This window comes from Pseudomonas inefficax (assembly GCF_032164165.1).
Lineage (GTDB): Bacteria > Pseudomonadota > Gammaproteobacteria > Pseudomonadales > Pseudomonadaceae > Aquipseudomonas > Aquipseudomonas inefficax.
Genome location: NZ_CP134401.1, coordinates 1606378 through 1623776, shown reverse-complemented (window position 1 = coordinate 1623776; position 17399 = coordinate 1606378). Strand labels below are relative to the sequence as shown.

Sequence of the window (17399 nt, the reverse complement as noted above, 5' to 3'; positions counted from 1 at the left end):
GCTCCCACAGGTACCCCACAGACCTCAGCGCCTGTGCAATACCTGTGGGAGCGGGTTTACCCGCGAAAGGGCCGGTGCAGGCAGTAAAAGGCTATCAGCCCTTCCACACTTGAGGATTCACCAGGTCCCGCGGCCGCTCACCCAGCAGCGCCGCGCGCAGGTTGTCGATTGCCCGGTTGGCCATGGCCTCGCGGGTTTCGGCAGTGGCCGAGCCAACGTGCGGCAAGGTCAGTGCATTGGGCAGCTTGAACAGCGGCGAGTCGCTCAGCGGCTCTTTCTCGTACACATCCAGGCCCGCACCGCGAATGGTGCCGCTCTGCAGTGCCTCGATCAGCGCCGCCTCGTCCACCACCGGCCCGCGGGCGATGTTGATCAGGAACGCGCTCGGCTTCATCAGTTGCAACTCACGCGCACCGATCAGCTTGCGGGTGGCATCGGACAACGGCACCACGATGCAGACGAAATCGGCTTCTGCCAGCAGTTGCTCCAGGCTGCGGAACTGCGCGCCCAGCTCTTGCTCCAGTGCGGTCTTGCGGCTGTTGCCGGAATAGATCACCTGCATGTTGAAGCCGAACCGGCCGCGGCGGGCAATGGCGGCACCGATGTTGCCCATGCCAACGATGCCCAAGGTCTTGTCGTGCACATCGCTGCCGAAGTGCGCCGGGCCTACGGTAGCTTGCCAGTTGCCGGCCTTGGTCCAGGCATCCAGCTCGGCGGTGCGGCGGGCGCAGCCCATGATCAGCGAGAAGCCCAGGTCGGCGGTGCTTTCGGTCAGCACGTCGGGGGTGTTGGTCAGGGCGATGCCGCGTTCGTTGAGGTAGTCCAGGTCGTAGTTGTCGTAGCCGACCGAAACGCTGGACACCACCTCCAGCCTGGCCGCGCCTTCAAGCTGCGCCCGGCCGAGCTTGCGGCCAACGCCGATCAGGCCGTGGGCCTCGGGCAGGGCTTCGTTGAACTGGGCGCTGATGTCGCCCAGCTTGGGGTTGGGCAGGATCAGGTTGAAGTCTTGCTGCAGGCGCTCGGCCATGGCCGGGGTGATACGGCTGAAGGCCAGGACGGTCTTTTTCATCGGGCAACTTCTCTGCAAGGCGGTGGGGCGGTGATGGTTTCTTCGCGGGTGAACCCGCTCCCACAGGTATTGCACAGGCCTGGAAGGCTGTGGTGTACCTGTGGGAGCGGGTTTACCCGCGAAGAGGCCGGCAATGGTTAGCAACCTACCATTGTCCGCCCCCGCAATGCAGCAGCTTTTTAGTTGGCGATCATCACCTGATGGGTTCTCAGGTCCGCCTCATGGGCTGCCAGAATCTCTGGCAGCGAGTTGCGCAGGTACTCCACCCAGGTCTTGATCTTGGCATCCAGGTACTGCCGCGACGGGTAGATGGCGTACAGGTTCAGCTCCTGCAGCCGGTACTCGGGCAGTACCCGCACCAGGCTGCCATCGCGCAGGCCTTCGATGGCCGAATAGATCGGCAGCACGCCTACGCCCATGCCGCTACGGATCGCAGTCTTCATGGCATCGGCAGTATTGACCATGAACGGCGAGCTGGTGATGTTGACCATTTCCTGGCCTTCCGGCCCGTCGAACAGCCATTTCTCCAACGGGATCACCGGGCTGACCATGCGCAGGCAGGCGTGCTTGAGAAGGTCGGCAGGCTTGTGCGCCACGCCGTGGCGGGCGATGTAGGCAGGCGAGGCGCAGACGATGCTGTAGGTGATGCCCAGGCGCTGGGACACGAACCCCGAATCGGGCAGTTCGGTGGCCAGCACGATGGACACGTCATAGCCCTCGTCGAGCAGGTCGGGCACGCGGTTGGCCATGGTCAGGTCGAAGGTCACGTCCGGGTGCGATTCGCGGTAGCGGGCGATGGCGTCGACCACGAAGTGCTGGCCGACCCCGGTCATCGAGTGCACCTTCAGTTGCCCGGCCGGGCGGGCATGGGCGTCGCTGGCCTCGGCCTCGGCTTCTTCGACATAGGTAAGAATCTGTTCGCAACGCATCAGGTAGCGCTTGCCGGCTTCGGTCAGCGCAATGCGGCGGGTGGTACGGTTGAGCAGCCTTGTTTGCAGATGGGCTTCCAGATTGGAGACCGCCCGCGACACATTCGCGGTGGTCGTATCCAGCTGCCCGGCGGCAGCGGTGAAGCTGCCGAGTTGGGCTACGCAACTGAAAGCACGCATGTTTTGCAGGGTGTCCATGGGTCACTCTCGATGTAGAGGACAAAATTGTGTCACGAAGTAACGCAAAAGAGATGAAAAGTTGCCTTCGACCAAAGGCGGATTATCGCTGTTTTGGTAACAAAGATTCGCAGGAATCCACGCTTATCGCCAGTGCTGCCGCCCCCTAGAATTGCCCGGCCTCTTCACCTCTTCCTCGGGAAATCGCAGCTGTGCCGCGTCGCATCATCAGAACGCTCAATGCGTTCAGTGCCTGTGCCCTTGCCCTCGCCCTGAGCGGCTGTATCGGAACCTGGGGCATCGCCCCGCAAAGCAAGACGCTGCAAGCCAACACCCTGACCACCGACGCGGCCATACGCGAAGCCGCGACCGACGCCCATTGGCCCGATCAGCAATGGTGGCGCGCCTATGGCGACCCGCAGCTGGACCGCTGGGTTGCCCTGGCCGTGGCTGGCAGCCCGAGCCTGGCCATGGCTGCAGCGCGGGTACGCGAAGCCAAGGCCATGGCCGGCGTGGTCGAGTCGGCGGAAAAGCTCCAGGCCAACGGCCAGGCCACGCTCAAGCGCCACAACTGGCCTGAGGACCAGTTCTACGGCCCGGGCGCGCTGTCCGGCGCCAATACCTGGGACAACAACGCCGCAATTGGCTTCAGCTATGCGCTCGACCTGTGGGGCCGCGAACGCAACGCCAGCGAGCAGGCCGTGGACCAGGCGCACATGAGCGTGGCCGAAGCCCGCCAGGCGCAGCTGGAGCTGCAGAACAACGTGGTGCGCGCCTACATCCAGCTGAGCCTGCATTTTGCCCAGCGCGACATCGTCAAGGCCGAGCTGGAACAGCAGGAGCAGATCCTTGCCCTGGCCAAGCGCCGCCTGGATGCCGGTATCGGCACCCACTTCGAGGTCAGCCAGGCCGAAGCACCGCTGCCGGAAACCCACCGCCAGCTCGACAGCCTCGACGAAGAAATTGCCCTGGCCCGCAACCAGCTGGCCGCCCTGGCCGGCAAGGGCCCGGGGGAGGGTGCGCAGTTGCAGCGCCCGAGCCTGGCCCTGGCCGCGCCGCTGAAACTGCCGTCGAACCTGCCGGCCGAACTGGTCGGCCAGCGCCCCGATGTGGTTGCCAGCCGTTGGCAGGTAGCTGCCCAGGCGCGTGGCATCGATGTAGCCCACGCCGGCTTCTTTCCCAACGTAGACCTGGTCGGCAGCCTTGGCTTCATGGCAACCGGTGGTGGCCCGCTGGAATTCCTCACCGGGCGCAAGTTCAACTACAACGTCGGCCCGGCCATCAGCCTGCCGATCTTCGACGGTGGCCGCCTGCGCTCGCAGCTCGGCGTGGCCTCGGCGGGCTATGACGTGGCCGTGGCGCGCTACAACCAGACCGTTGTCGGTGCGCTAAAGAACATCTCCGACCAGCTGATCCGCCGTGAGTCGATGAAGGAGCAGTCGCACTTCGCCGCCGAATCGGTCGCGGCCGCGCAGAAAACCTACGACATCGCCATGGTCGCGTTCCAGCGTGGCCTTACCGACTACCTCAACGTACTCAACGCCCAGACCTTGTTGTTCCGCCAGCAGCAGGTGCAACAGCAGGTGCAGGCCAACCGCCTGATTGCCCATGCCGAGCTGGTCACCGCCCTGGGCGGCGGCTTGCAGGCGGGTCAGGACGTGCCGAAAGAGGAGCGCCAGGCCGCACCGAAAACCCCGGCCACCCTGGCCATTTTCGACAAGAAGCCGGATAACGCCGAATGAGCACTTCCAGTTTGCCCGTGCGCTGGCTGCAGAGCCTGGAATGGCGCCGGGGCTTCTTTGCCTGGGCGCGCACCGACGGGGTGACCTGGGTGTACATTTTCAAGGTGCTGGCCGCTGCGTTCATCACCCTGTGGCTGGCCATGCGCCTGGAACTGCCGCAACCGCGCACGGCGATGATCACCGTGTTCATCGTCATGCAGCCGCAAAGCGGGCATGTGTTCGCCAAGAGCTTCTACCGGGTGCTCGGCACCCTGGCCGGTTCGACGATGATGGTGGCGCTGATTGCCATCTTCCCGCAAAACACCGAGCTGTTCCTGCCCAGCCTGGCCCTGTGGGTAGGCCTGTGCTCGGCCGGAGCCATGCGCTACCGCACCTTCCGCGCCTATGGTTTCGTGCTGGCCGGCTACACCGCGGCAATGATCGGCCTGCCGGTGCTGGAGCACCCTGACCAGGCGTTCATGGCGGCGGTATGGCGAGTACTGGAAATCGCCCTGGGCATTCTGGTGTCGACCTTCGTCAGCGCTGCGATCCTGCCGCAGTCGGCCAGTGCCGCCATGCGCAACGCTTTGTACCAGCGCTTTGGCGTGTTCGCCGGGGTGGTTGTCGAGGCCCTGCGCGGCGAAAGCCAGCGGGACCGTTTCGAGAGCAGCAACGTGCGCTTCGTCGCTGAAGCAGTGGGCCTGGAGAGCCTGCGCAACGTCACCGCTTTCGAAGACCCGCACATGCGCCGGCGCTCTGGTCGCCTGGTGCGCATGAACGGCGAGTTCATGGCCATCACCACGCGCTTCAATGCCCTGCACCGTTTGCTGGAGCGCTTGCGCGCCCGCGGCCCGCTGCAGATCGTCGGCGCGATCGAGCCGGGCTTGAACACCCTGGTGGAGCTGTTGCAGCCCTATGTGGGCCGGGCGCTGACCGACGCCGATGCGCTGCGCCTGACCCTGGAGCTGGCCGCCTACAGAGAAGGCCTGCAGGCACAGGTGCGCGGCCTGCGCGCCGAGTACCTGGCAACCGAGCCGAGCGAGTCCGACCTGCTCGACTTCCACACCGCCTTCGAGCTGCTCTACCGCTTCGTCGACGAGATGTACAGCTACGCCGAAACCCACGCCTCGCTGGCAGCGCACCGGCACGAACGCGAACAGTGGGATGAGCCCTACGTGGCGCAGACCAGCTGGCTGGTATCGTTGGCCGCCGGTGTGCGCGCCTCGGCGGTGCTGTTGCTGCTGGGCAGCTACTGGCTGTTCAGCGACTGGCCCAGCGGCGCCATGATGACCCTGATCGCCACCGTCACCGTGGGCCTGTCGGCGGCCTCGCCGAACCCCAAGCGCATGTCGTTCCAGATGGCCTGCGGCACGGCGATCGGTGCCTTCGTCGGCTTCTTCGAAACCTTCTTCGTGTTCCCCTGGATCGACGGTTTCCCGCTGCTGTGCATGGTGCTGGCGCCGGTGTTCGTGCTGGGCGCGTTCCTTTCGTCACGGCCGGCCTACGCCGGCTACGGCATCGGCCTGCTGGTGTTCTTCGCCATCGGTTCGGTGCCGAACAACCTCACCGTGTATGACCCGTACACCTTCATCAACGACTACATCGGCATGGTCATCGGCATGTTCGTCTGTGCCGCTGCCGGTGCGATCATCCTGCCGCCCAACAGCCGCTGGCTGTGGAGCCGCCTGGAGCAGGAGCTGCGCGAGCAGGTGCTGTTCGCCATCAGCGGCCGCCTGCGCGGCATCGGCACGGCCTTCGAAAGCCGCACCCGCGACCTGCTGCACCAGGCCTATGGCCTGGCAGCCGGCAAGCCGCAGGTACAGAGCCAGTTGATGGGCTGGATGTTCACCGTGCTGGAAATCGGCCATGCCATCATCGAGCTGCGCAAGGAGCAGGCCCGTGCGCCGGTGCACCCGGCCTACGCCGAATCGCAGCCCTGGCGCCAGGCAATCCGCGTGATGGGCCGTGCCCTGGCCCGGCTGTTCCTGCAGCCCAGCGCCAGCAACCACGAACGCGCGCTGGTGGCCGTGGACCACGCCATCGCCCGCGTGCAGGCCACCGACGAGCCCTTCGCCCGCCACTTCGACACGTCGGTGCTGCGCCGCGCACAAAGCTACCTGCACTTCATCCGTTCTTCCCTGCTCGACCCACAGTCGCCGTTGGCACCGGCGAAAGGACTGCACGATGCTCCGTGAAACCATGCCCCGTGAAATCGCCTTCCATGGCGTGTACATGCCCACCATGACCTTGATGTTCCTGTTCGCCCTGGGCCTGGCCTGGGGCCTGGACCGGTTCATTGCCAGCCATGATGGCTACCGCTTCTTCTGGCACCCGGCGCTGCTGCGTCTGAGCCTGTTCGTCTGCCTGTTCGGCGCCCTGGCGCTGTCGCTCTACTGGTGAGAATCCTTCGATGAAAAAGTTCTTCAGCCTGGTCGCCACCCTGTTGGTGCTTGCCGCTGCCGTGGTGATCGGTCGCCAGTTGTGGCTGCACTACATGACCACGCCATGGACCCGCGACGGCCGTGTGCGTGCAGACATCATCAACGTCGCTGCCGACGTGCCTGGCTATGTGATGGACGTGCCGGTCAAGGACAACCAGCGGGTGAAGAAGGGCGACCTGCTGATCCAGATCGACCCTGAGCACTACCAGCTGGCGGTGGACCAGGCCAAGGCGCAGGTTGCATCGCGCAAGGCCACCTGGGAGATGCGCAAGGTCAACGCCAAGCGCCGTGCCGACATGGACAACCTGGTGATCTCCAAGGAAAACCGCGACGACGCCAGCAACATCGCCAACTCCGCCCAGGCGGATTACCAGCAGGCCCTTGCCGAACTGGCGGCGGCCGAGCTGAACCTCAAGCGCACGCATATCGTGGCCACGGTGGACGGCTACGTGACCAACCTGAATATCCACAAAGGTGACTATGCGCGTACCGGTGAAGCGGTGATGGCGGTGGTCGACGAGAATTCGTTCTGGGTATACGGGTTCTTCGAGGAGACCAAGTTGCCGCATGTGAAGGTGGGCGACCAGGCCGAGCTGCAGATGATGAGCGGCGAGCGAATCAGGGGCCATGTGGAAAGCATCGCCCGCGGCATCTACGACCGCGACAACCCGCAGAGCCGCGAATTGATCGCGGATGTGAACCCGACCTTCAACTGGGTGCGGCTGGCGCAGCGGGTGCCGGTGCGCATTCATATCGATGAAGTGCCGGACGGGTTCTTGCTGGCGGCGGGGACGACTTGTACGGTGGTGGTGAAGCCGAGCGAGGGATGAGCCGGGGTGAGGAAGTGCGGCTCCTGGCCTCTTCGCGGGCTGCCCGCGAAGAGGCCAGGAGCAATGAACACTTCTCGCAGAGCAGTTAGCTCGCAGCCCCTACCAACACTGGCACCTTCACCCGATCAATCACCTTGGCGCTGATCGACGGGTCCAGCAACCGCCCCAGCCGCGACAGGTGGCGGTGGCCCATGATGATCAGTTCACAATTCAGTTCCTGCGCCTTGGCCACGATCGCCTCGACCGGCTGCCCGGCTACCATGCAGCCCTGGCTGGCGAAGCCGGCTTGCTGCAGCTCGCGCACCGCCTTGGCCACGGCCTGGTCGGCCTGGTGCTGCTCTTCGCAGGCGGCGGGGTATTCTTCCAGTTCCTCGGCGGTGTAGGGCGCGGGCTGGTCGTGGACGGCGAAGGTAGAGTCGATGGCCAGCAGCACGTGCAGTTCGTGCTCGTCGGGGCGGCAGTAGCGGCGGGCGAGGGTGAGCAGGGCGGTGGATGCAGGGGAGGCATCGATGGCGATCAGGACGGGGCTGGGCATGTGGAATCCTTGTTCCAGGCTGGCTGAGGGGTTGTCTGTTCTGGCCTCTTCGCGGGTAAACCCGCTCCCACAGGTGCGCCACAATATTCAGAATCTGTGCAGTCTCTGTGGGAGCGGGTTCACCCGCGAAGAGGCCGAACCTGCCGTTCCTCATTCTTGGCTCAACCCACCCTCAGGATAAATGCCCCACCACGCACGAGCGCATTGCGTCTGGTGCAATCCAGCAACCTGCTACCATCGCCATTCCCCACAGCTGTAACGGAAAACAGCCATGCAACTCCCGGACATGAACCTGCTCGTCGCCCTCGACGCCCTGCTCGATGAAGGCAGCGTGGTCGGCGCGGCGCAGCGCATGAACCTCAGCCCGGCGGCGATGAGCCGGACCCTGGGGCGTATCCGCGATGCATTGGGTGACCCGATCCTGGTGCGCGCCGGTCGCGGCCTGGTGCCGACACCGCGGGCGCTGGCGCTGCGTGAGCAGGTGGCCGCGTTGGTGGAACAGGCGGGCGAGGTGTTCCGCAGTGCCGACGAAGTCGACCTGCCCAAGCTTGACCGGGCCTTCAACATCCGCACCAACGACCTGTTCATCGCCCTGTACGGCGCGCAGCTGCTGCGGCGCATGCACGAGCAGGCACCGCGCACGGTGCTGCGCTTCGTGCCGGAAAGCCCCGGCGGTGATGATGACAGCGTGCTGCGCGACGGGCGTACCGACCTGATCATCAGTTCGACCGTGGACCTGGGGCCGGAGATCAAGGTGCAGAGCCTGTTCCAGACCTACTACGTGGGGCTGGCGCGGCGCGACCACCCGATTTTCGAGCAGCCGATCACGCCGCACAGTTTTGCCAGTTATCCACAGATCAGCGTGTCCCGTCGTGGACGGGCCAATGGGCCGATCGATGTGGAACTGGCCAACTTCAAGGTGCAGCGGCGGGTGGCGCTGATCACCCCGAGTTTCCACTCGGCGCTGTTCTCGTTACCGGATTCCGACCTGATCCTGCCGATGCCGGCCAACATCCTCAACAGCGTGCACAAGCTCGGGCTGCCGCTGCGCTCGTTCGAGATCCCGGTGCCGCTGGAGCGGGTGACCGTACTGCAGGCATGGCACCCACGGTTTCACAATGACCCGGCGCATCGGTGGTTGCGGCAGACCCTGAAGGCTTGCTGCAGTGTCGACCCTTGAGTGATGGTCTGCCTGGGCCGGCCTTTTCGCGGGTGAACCCGCTCCCACAGGGATATCACAGGTCTTGAGAGAGGCTCTGTACCTGAGGGAGCGGGTTTACCCGCGAAGAGGGCGATGCGGTATTACTCTGGATTGCGCCTGACGCAACATAAACCTACCGATAAGTCAGTTTTCGTCAGCATTCGACCTTCTTAGACTTGCTCCAGTCGCAAATTGTTGCTGGAGATGTCTGCCCATGAGTTCCCTGTCCGCCCCGTCTGCTGTGGTTGCCGCCGCGCCCGCGCCGGCCGCGCCTGCGCAGACTGCGTTCGGCCTGCAGGTAGTGGTCGGGCTGTTCGGTGTGCTGCTGGCCGTGTTGTGCGCGGGCCTCAACGAGTCGGTAACCAAGATCTCCCTGGCCGATATCCGTGGGGCCATGGGCATTGGCGCCGACGAAGGCGCCTGGCTGCTGGCGGTCTACAGCGCCGCCTCGGTCTCGGCCATGGCTTTCGCGCCATGGCTGGCCACCACGTTCTCGCTGCGGCGCTTCACCATGAGCGCCATCGGCCTGTTCGCCGTGCTCGGCCTGCTGCAACCGTTCGCCCCCAACCTGCACAGCCTGATGCTGCTGCGTGTACTCCAGGGCTTCGCCTCTGGCGCCTTGCCACCGATGTTGATGAGCGTGGCCCTGCGCTTCCTGCCACCGGGCATCAAGGTATATGGCCTGGCCTGCTATGCCCTCACCGCCACCTTCGGCCCCAACCTCGGCACGCCGCTGGCAGGGCTGTGGACCGAATACGTCGGCTGGCAGTGGGCATTCTGGCAGATCATCCTGCCCTCGCTGCTGGCCATGTTCTGTGTCGGCTGGGGCCTGCCGCAGGACCCGCTGCGCCTGGAGCGCTTCAAGCAGTTCGACTGGCGCGGCGTGCTGCTCGGCCTGCCCGCCATCAGCTGCATCGTGTTGGGCCTGTCGCTGGGTGACCGCTGGGGCTGGTTCGATTCGCCACTGATCTGCTGGCTGCTTGGCGGTGGCCTGCTGTTGCTGGTGCTGTTCATGTACAACGAATGGTCCGAGCCGCTGCCGTTCTTCCAGTTGCGCATGCTGTCGCGGCGCAACCTGAGTTTCGCCCTGGTGACGCTGGCCGGCGTGCTGATCGTGCTCTCGGGCGTGGGCAGCATTCCGTCGGCCTACCTGGCGCAGATCCAGGGCTACCGGCCGGCGCAGACCAGCCCGCTGATGATGCTGGTAGCCATGCCCCAGCTGATCGCCCTGCCGCTGACGGCGGCGCTGTGCAACATCCGCGCGGTGGACTGCCGTTGGGTGCTGGGCATCGGCCTGGCGATGCTGGCGGTGTCCTGTGTCGGCAGCAGCCTGCTGACCAGCGAGTGGATCCGTGGCGACTTCTACCCGTTCTACCTGCTGCAGGTGTTCGGCCAGCCAATGGCAGTGCTGCCGCTGCTGATGCTGTCCACCAACGGCATGACCCCGCAGGAAGGCCCGTTCGCCTCCAGCTGGTTCAACACCGTCAAGGGCCTGGCCGCGGTGATCGCCGGTGGCCTGCTGGACGCCCTTGGCACCCTGCGCCGGCACTTTCATTCCAACCACCTGGTGGACAGCCTGGGCAACGCCCCGCTGGTCGACGGTAACGCAGCCGGCCTGGCCAGGCGCATCCACGACCAGGCGCTGGTGCTGACCTCAGCCGACCTCTACCTGGTCATGGCCTGCATTGCCGTGGCCCTGATCTGCCTGATTCCTTTCGTGCCTACCCGGGTCTATCCGCCGCGCGCGGTGGCCTGAACCCTGGATGAATTCGAGAACCACTGAAATGACCAACAACCGCAAAACCCTGTTCATCGGCTCGGTGCTTGCCGTGGCTGTCCTGGCCGGCATCGTCGGCCCCTGGATGTTCGGCAGCGACCACCGCCAGAGCACCAACGACGCCTATGTAGTCGCCGACTACACCGTGGTCGCGCCCAAGGTCGCCGGCTTCATCAAGGAGGTGCTGGTGGAGGACAACCAGCAGGTCAAGGCCGGCCAGTTGCTGGCGACCATCGATGCCCGTGACTACCAGGCCGCGCTGGATGCCGCGCAGGCGCAGTTGCTGGTGGCCCAGGCGCAAAGCGCCGATGCCCGCGCCACCCTCGAGCGCCAGGCGTCGCTGATTGCCCAGGCTGAGGCTGCAGTGAAAGCAGCCCAGGCCGAAGCAGCGTTCGCTGATCATGAGGTCAACCGCTACAGCCGCCTGGCCGAGCAGGGTGCCGGCACCGTGCAGAACGCCCAGCAGGCGCGCAGCGGGGTCGACCAGGCCCGCGCACGCCTGGCCAATGCCCAGGCGGCACTGGTAGCGGCGCGCAAGCAGGTGGATATCCTTACCGCCCAGGTGGCCAGTGCCGACGGGCAGTTGAAGCGGGCAGAGGCGGGGCTGGAAAAGGCCCAGCTCGATCTGTCCTATACCCGCATCACCGCGCCCGTGGACGGCATGGTCGGCGAGCGCGCCTTGCGTGTCGGTGCCTACGTCAACCCGGGCGCCCGCCTGCTGTCGGTGGTGCCGTTGCAACAAGCCTATGTGGTCGGCAACTTCCAGGAAACCCAGCTGACCCACGTACAGCCTGGCCAGGCCGTGAGCATCAGCGTCGACACCTTTGCCGGTGAGAAGCTGCAAGGCCATGTGGAAAGCATCGCCCCGGCCACCGGCGTGACCTTCGCCGCGGTCAAGCCGGATAACGCCACCGGCAATTTCACCAAGGTGGTGCAGCGCATTCCGGTGAAGATCGTTTTCGATGACGGCCAGCCGCTGCTTGCCCGCCTGCGCGTGGGCATGTCGGTGGAAGCGACCATCGACACCCGTGGCGACAAGCTGGACGGCAAAGAGGTAAGCGCACGATGAAACCGGCATTACGCTTGAGCCCGTTGCTGCTGGCCGTGTTGATGGCTGGCTGCACCCTGGGCCCAGACTTCCAGCGCCCTTACAGCCAGGCACCGCAACAGTGGGCGCCGCTGCTAGGCGAGGCGGCGGCCAGCCAGCCGCAGGCCGAACCGCTGGAACTGCGCTGGTGGGAGAGCTTCCACGACGCCCGCCTGAGTGCCTTGATCCAGCGTGTAGCCGAGCGCAACCTCGACCTGCAGATGGCCAGTGCCCGCCTGCTGCAAAGCCGCGCCCTGCGCAGCACCGTGGCTGCCGACGAAGTACCAGCGGTGGACGTGAACGCCGGCTACAGCCGCGCGCGCAACAGCGCCGAAGGCCTGAGTGACCCGTCCGGCAAGGCGGGCAAGCAAGCTTTCAACCTCTGGCAGGGCGACTTGGTGGCCGGTTGGGAGCTGGACCTGTGGGGCCGTGTGCGGCGCCAGGTCGAAGCTGCCGATGCCACGGTCGAAGTGGCCGAGAACGACCGCCGCGGCGTGCTGCTGGCATTGCTTTCGGAAACCGCCGGCAACTACATCCAGCTGCGCGCCGTGCAGCACACCATCGATGTGACCCGCGACAACCTCAAGGTCGCCCAGCACAGCCTGAAGTTGTCCGAGAACCGCCAGGCCGAAGGGGTCGCCACGCGCCTGGACGTGGCCCAGGCCAGTGCCCAGGTCGCCTCGATCGAGTCGCGCCTGCCAAGCCTGGAAGCGCGGCGCGATGACTTGATCAACGCCCTCAGCCTGCTCGCCGCCGAACCGCCGCGCAGCCTGCAGGCCGAGTTGCTGCAGGGCGGCGAACTGCCTGCGCCGCAGCAGAAGTTCGCCATTGGCCTGCCGTCCGAACTGGCCGAACGCCGCCCGGACATTCGCCAGGCCGAGGCCCGCCTGCATGCCGCCACCGCCAGCATTGGCGTGGCCAAGGCCGACTTCTACCCCAGCATCCGGCTGTCGGGCAGTGTCGGGTTCCAGGCCATGCAGCTGTCCGATTTCGGCGCCTGGGATTCGCGCCGCTTCGCCTTCGGGCCGCAGCTGTCGCTGCCGATCTTCGAGGGTGGCCGGCTCAAGGGCACCCTGGAACTGCGCGAGGCGCAGCAGCAGGAAGCGGCGCTGAACTACCGCAAGGTGGTGCTGGGGGCCTGGCATGAAATCGACGATGTGCTACGCCTGTACAACGCCAGCCAGTTGCGCCGCGACCATTTGGCCGAGGCGGTGCGGCAGAACCGCATCGCCCTGGAAACTGCCCAGCGCCAGTATGTGGAAGGGGCGGTGGACTTTCTCAATGTGCTGACGGTGCAGGGTGCCCTGCTGGCCAGCGAGGAGCAGTGGATCGACAGTTCGGCGGCGGTGTCGCAGGCGTTGGTGGGGCTGTACAAGGCTCTGGGTGGTGGCTGGCAGGCGTTTGATGAGCAGCCAGCGAAAGCATAAAGACGGGGTCTGCTTTGCAGCCCATCGCCGGCAAGCCAGCTCCCACAGGTACAGCGCTGGCATTCCTGTGGGAGCTGGCTTGCCGGCGATGGGCTGCAAAGCAGACCCCTGCGATTTCCCAGACAGACGAGGAGGCACAGATGCACATTTCCCTGAACGGCAAGCGCGCCATCGTCAGCGGCTCCACCGCGGGCATCGGCCTGGCCATCGCCATCGGCCTGGCCGAGGCGGGGGCCGAAGTGGTCCTCAACGGTCGTACCCAGGCCCGGGTCGACGAAGCCCTCAAAGTTGTGCGCGAGCGTCTGCCACAGGCGCGCATCATCGGCATCGCTGCCGACCTGGGTACCCAGGCCGGGGCGCAGACGCTGTTCGACCAGGTGCCGCATACCGACATCCTGGTCAACAACTTGGGCATCTTCGAGCCCAAGCCGTTCTTCGAGATCGAGGATGAGGACTGGCAGCGTTTCTTCGACGTCAATGTGCTCAGTGCGGTTCGCCTGTCGCGCCACTATGCCCAAGGCATGGCCGAGCGCAATTGGGGACGGGTGGTATTCCTGTCCAGTGAGTCGGCGCTGCAGATCCCGACCGAGATGATTCATTACGGCATGACCAAGACGGCGTTGCTGGCGGTGTCGCGCGGGCTGGCCGAGACCCTGGCTGGCACAGGGGTGACGGTGAATGCGGTGTTGCCGGGGCCTACACGTTCGGAAGGTGTGGGCGACTTCTTTGCCAAGCTGGCCGAGGAGCAGGGGGTGTCGACTGCAGAGCTGGAAGCCAACTTCCTGGCGGAGCACCGGCCGACCTCGCTGATCAAGCGGCTGGCGACGGTGGAGGAGGTGGCGAACATGGTGGTGTATCTGGCGTCGATGCAGGCCAGTGCCACTACCGGGGCTGCCTTGCGGGTTGACGGCGGCGTGCTGCGTTCCATTGCCTGATCTGGTTTGCCTGTTCCGGCCTCTTCGCGGGTAAACCCGCTCCCACAGGTATCGCACAGGTCTCAAACTCTGTGGGGTACCTGTGGGAGCGGGTTTACCCGCGAAGAGGCCAGCACAGGCAACCAATCAATCAGAGCGGGCGCAACAATCCGAACCGCTTGCGCAACGCCCAATCCAGCACCCGCCGCGGCAGTAGCCGGGCCATCAACGGCAACGCCGTGCTGCCATTCCCCAACCGCACCACCGCCGGCACCGGCGACCTCCCGACCGCCGCCAACACGCCTTGGGCAAACACCGCCGCCGAGGTCGGCTTGTCCTGCGATGCCCGCGCCCGTGCCTGCACATGCTCGCGCAACGGCCACCATGCCGAATCCGCCGCCAGCACCTGCTCGGCCTGGCGCTGGGCATTGCTGGCGAACTGCGAGGCAATCGCTCCTGGCTGCACTTCCATTACCTGCACACCAAATGGCGCCAGTTCCAGGCGCAAGGCATCGCTCAGGGCATGCACGGCTGCTTTCGAGGCGCAGTAGGCGCCGGCGAACGGGGTGACCAGCACGCCTGATACGCTGCCGATGTTCACCACCAGGCCCCGTGAGCGGCGAAGCAGTGGAAACAATGCGCGGGTAACGCCGACCACGGCGAATACGTTGGTTTCGAACTGCTGGCGCAGGGCATCCACACCGCCATCGAGCAGCGGGCCCATGGCGCCGTAGCCGGCGTTGTTGATCAGGATATCGAGGTTTTCCAGTTCCTCGGCCAGGCGGTCCAGCGCTTCGCTATCGTTCACATCCAGTTGCCGGGCAGTGAAGCCGGCGGCGTTCAGTTGCTCGACATCCTCAGGTTTGCGGGCGGTGGCCCAGACATGGTGGCCGGCATCTCGGAAGGCGTCGGCCAGGGCGCGGCCGATGCCGCTGGAACAACCGGTGATAAGGACGGTGGGCATGGTTGGGGCCTGTTGTCAGGGGATTGGTTTTTTCCTGTGTTGGCCTATTCGCGGGTGAACCCGCTCCCACAGAGTCCCCACAGAATCTGAGGGCTTTGGAGTATCGGTGGGAGCGGGCGAGCCCGCGAAGAGGCCGGCACAGGCGATACATTAGTTGGCAAACGTACCTTGCAGGTGCTCTGCGCGAAACTCCAGAGTCTGCGGCCGGTACCCGGAGCGTAGTGGCGGCAGTGGCAGGCAGTCTTTCCACTCCGCCCCTGGCTGCAACTCACCCGGTCCGCGGTAGCGCGGGGCGTTGTAGGTGTTCTCCGCCAGGTTCACGGTATCGCCCGGCGCATACGCCGCCACCCGCCAGCGCAATTCGGTGAGCGGCACTTCGTTGCCGTTCCTTACGCTTGCTTGCAGGGCTCGGTCGGCAGGGCAGTGTTCGGGGGCATACGTCAGGCGCAGGTCCAGGCGGGCCAGTTGCGAGGTTTCGCGGGTGTCCTGCCAGACCACGAACAGGGCCACCAGGCCCAGGCCACAAACGGCAGCCAGCGAGATCGGCAGGGCCTTGGCCGGGTAGCGCAACAGCAGCACCAGCCAGGTGAGGATGAGGAAGGCACCGATGATCATGGGGCGGGCAGACCTTGATTGCGCGGGGTCTGACCATCGTAGCCCGAAATGGGAGTGGGCTCAAAAGCGGGGAGGGCTTTGTCGTAATGCCTGTCAGATAGCGCTGACAGGGCTGCTACGCAGCCCATCGCCGGCAAGCCAGCTCCCACAGGGATCGCACATTCCTGAGTTCTGCGCGGTACTTGTGGGAGCTGGCTTGCCGGCGATGGGCCGCGAAGCGGCCCCCGGGTCTTGCTTACTGCGCGATGGTCTTCACCGAAACACCACGCTCGATCGGCGTGGAGGTACGGCCGTACACATCCTCGAACCGCTCGATATCATCCTCGCCCAGATAGCTGCCGGACTGTACTTCGATGATCTCCAGCGGGATCTTGCCCGGGTTGCGCAGGCGGTGCACCGACGCGATCGGGATGTAGGTCGACTGGTTCTCGGTCAGCAGGAACACGTTCTCGTCACAGGTAACCTCGGCGGTGCCGGACACCACAATCCAGTGCTCGGCGCGGTGGTGGTGCATCTGCAGCGACAGGCTGGCACCTGGCTTGACGGTGATGTGCTTGACCTGGAAGCGGCCGCCCATGTCCACCGAGTCGTACGAGCCCCACGGGCGATACACTTCCAGGTGGTTCTGGGTTTCGCTGCGGCCCTGCTCGTCGAGGGTCTTGACCATCTGCTTGACGCCTTGGACCTTGTCCTTGTGGGCAATCATCATGGCGTCCTTGGTCTCGACCACCACGATGTTCTCCAGGCCAATCACCGACACCAGCTTGCCGTTGCCGTGGATCATGCAGTTGTGGCTGTCCTGCACCACCACGTCGCCCTTGGTGACGTTGCCGTTGTCGTCCTTCTCGTGCACTTCCCACAGCGACGACCAGCAGCCCACGTCGCTCCAGCCGGCCGACATCGGCACCACGCAGGCGCGCTGGGTCTTTTCCATCACCGCGTAGTCGATGGAGTTGTCCGGGCAGCAGGCGAAGGTGGCTTCGTCGATGCTCAGCACATCACCGTCTTCCTGGCTGCGCTCCAGCGCCAGTACGCAGGTGTCGTAGATGTCGCCGTCGTGCTTCTTCAACTCTTCGAGGAAGCGGCTGGCACGGAACAGGAACATGCCGCTGTTCCAGAAGTAGCCACCGGCCTGGACGAACTCGGCGGCGCGTTTTTCGTCGGGCTTCTCGACGAACTGTGCCACGCGCGCCACGCCTTCAGGCAGCAGGGCGTCCTGGCTGGAACGGATGTAGCCGTAGCCGGTTTCCGGCTTGGTCGCCGGCACGCCGAACAGCACCATCTCGCCGCGCTCGGCGGCCACGGTGGCCAGGGCCAGGGCGCGTTGCAGGGCCTTCTGGTCATCGATCACGTGGTCGGCGGGCAGCACCAGCATCAGCTCGTCGCGGCCTTCGTTGACCAGCTTCATGGCAGCCATGGCCACGGCCGGCGCGGTGTTGCGGCCGAACGGTTCCATCAGGATGCCTTGGGTTTCCAGCTTCAGCGCGGCCAGTTGCTCCTGGACGATGAACTTGTGGTCCTTGTTGCAGACCACGATCGGCGTCTCCATGCCTTCGAACACCAGGCGCTCGAGGGTTTGCTGGAACAGTGTGTGTTCACTGGTCAGGGCCAGGAACTGTTTAGGGAACTGCTTGCGCGACAGAGGCCACAGACGGGAACCGCTACCACCAGAAAGAATTACCGGGATCATCATGTTTCTCCAATAGTCGTTG

General features: G+C 65.2%; 15 protein-coding genes. 9 read left to right on the top strand and 6 right to left on the bottom strand.

The genetic code is table 11. The features are described from left to right. Positions 1–94 precede the first annotated feature (94 nt). A complete protein-coding gene (locus RIN61_RS07245; protein ID WP_207877928.1) occupies positions 95–1069 on the bottom strand; it encodes a 2-hydroxyacid dehydrogenase in 975 nt (324 codons plus the stop codon). Between the two features lie 179 nt (positions 1070–1248). Beyond that, positions 1249–2196 (bottom strand): LysR family transcriptional regulator, encoded by a 948-nt coding sequence (locus RIN61_RS07240; RefSeq protein ID WP_313856461.1) that lies wholly within the window; start codon positions 2194–2196, stop codon positions 1249–1251. A gap of 191 nt (positions 2197–2387) precedes the next feature. Between RIN61_RS07240 and RIN61_RS07235 the strand changes: the two genes are divergently transcribed. From RIN61_RS07235 to RIN61_RS07220, 4 genes are read left to right on the top strand one after another with little or no spacing between them, the layout of a single operon-like run. Then, on the top strand, positions 2388–3917 hold the full coding sequence (locus tag RIN61_RS07235) for an efflux transporter outer membrane subunit (protein ID WP_207877930.1): 1530 nt from the start codon (positions 2388–2390) through the stop codon (positions 3915–3917). After that, positions 3914–6091: an FUSC family protein gene (locus RIN61_RS07230; protein ID WP_313856458.1), complete on the top strand. Its 2178-nt coding sequence runs from the start codon at positions 3914–3916 to the stop codon at positions 6089–6091. The genes RIN61_RS07235 and RIN61_RS07230 overlap by 4 nt, the downstream gene beginning before the upstream one ends. A 4-nt stretch (positions 6092–6095) precedes the next feature. Next, positions 6096–6296 carry a DUF1656 domain-containing protein gene (locus RIN61_RS07225; protein ID WP_008097766.1) on the top strand — a complete coding sequence of 67 codons (201 nt, stop codon included), beginning with the start codon at positions 6096–6098 and terminating at the stop codon, positions 6294–6296. A 10-nt stretch (positions 6297–6306) separates the two neighbouring features. Then, positions 6307–7167 (top strand): efflux RND transporter periplasmic adaptor subunit, encoded by an 861-nt coding sequence (locus RIN61_RS07220; protein WP_112250220.1) that lies wholly within the window; start codon positions 6307–6309, stop codon positions 7165–7167. Between the two features lie 85 nt (positions 7168–7252). Here RIN61_RS07220 and RIN61_RS07215 read toward each other — a convergent pair whose 3' ends face one another. Next, on the bottom strand, positions 7253–7702 hold the full coding sequence (locus RIN61_RS07215; protein WP_063913353.1) for a universal stress protein: 450 nt from the start codon (positions 7700–7702) through the stop codon (positions 7253–7255). A 271-nt stretch (positions 7703–7973) separates the two neighbouring features. Here RIN61_RS07215 and RIN61_RS07210 point away from each other — a divergent pair, with 271 nt between their 5' ends. The 5 genes from RIN61_RS07210 (at position 7974) to RIN61_RS07190 (ending at position 14129) form a co-directional block, all read left to right on the top strand. Continuing rightward, a complete protein-coding gene (locus tag RIN61_RS07210; protein WP_112250221.1) occupies positions 7974–8882 on the top strand; it encodes a LysR family transcriptional regulator in 909 nt (302 codons plus the stop codon). Positions 8883–9117: 235 nt separating this feature from the next. Then, on the top strand, positions 9118–10659 hold the full coding sequence (locus RIN61_RS07205) for an MFS transporter (protein WP_112250222.1): 1542 nt from the start codon (positions 9118–9120) through the stop codon (positions 10657–10659). Between the two features lie 28 nt (positions 10660–10687). Beyond that, positions 10688–11749 (top strand): HlyD family secretion protein, encoded by a 1062-nt coding sequence (locus RIN61_RS07200; protein WP_112250223.1) that lies wholly within the window; start codon positions 10688–10690, stop codon positions 11747–11749. Next, positions 11746–13194 (top strand): efflux transporter outer membrane subunit, encoded by a 1449-nt coding sequence (locus RIN61_RS07195; RefSeq protein ID WP_313856454.1) that lies wholly within the window; start codon positions 11746–11748, stop codon positions 13192–13194. Before RIN61_RS07200 ends, RIN61_RS07195 begins: the two co-directional genes overlap by 4 nt. Before the next feature lie 140 nt (positions 13195–13334). Beyond that, positions 13335–14129, top strand: a complete 795-nt coding sequence (locus tag RIN61_RS07190) for an SDR family NAD(P)-dependent oxidoreductase (RefSeq protein WP_207877934.1) — start codon at positions 13335–13337, stop codon at positions 14127–14129. A gap of 130 nt (positions 14130–14259) precedes the next feature. On the opposite strand, the gene RIN61_RS07185 is transcribed toward RIN61_RS07190, so the two are convergent. The 3 genes from RIN61_RS07185 to RIN61_RS07175 all read right to left on the bottom strand — a co-directional run bounded on the left by RIN61_RS07185 (position 14260) and on the right by RIN61_RS07175 (position 17377). Further along, entirely contained in the window at positions 14260–15072 is an 813-nt protein-coding gene (locus RIN61_RS07185; protein ID WP_112250227.1) for an SDR family oxidoreductase, read from the bottom strand. A 150-nt stretch (positions 15073–15222) separates the two neighbouring features. Further along, on the bottom strand, positions 15223–15687 hold the full coding sequence (locus RIN61_RS07180; protein ID WP_112250229.1) for a multidrug transporter: 465 nt from the start codon (positions 15685–15687) through the stop codon (positions 15223–15225). 235 nt (positions 15688–15922) lie between these two features. Next, the gene (locus tag RIN61_RS07175) at positions 15923–17377 is read right to left on the bottom strand and encodes a mannose-1-phosphate guanylyltransferase/mannose-6-phosphate isomerase (RefSeq protein ID WP_112250231.1); all 1455 of its coding nucleotides are present in this window, start codon (positions 17375–17377) and stop codon (positions 15923–15925) included. Positions 17378–17399: the final 22 nt, after the last annotated feature.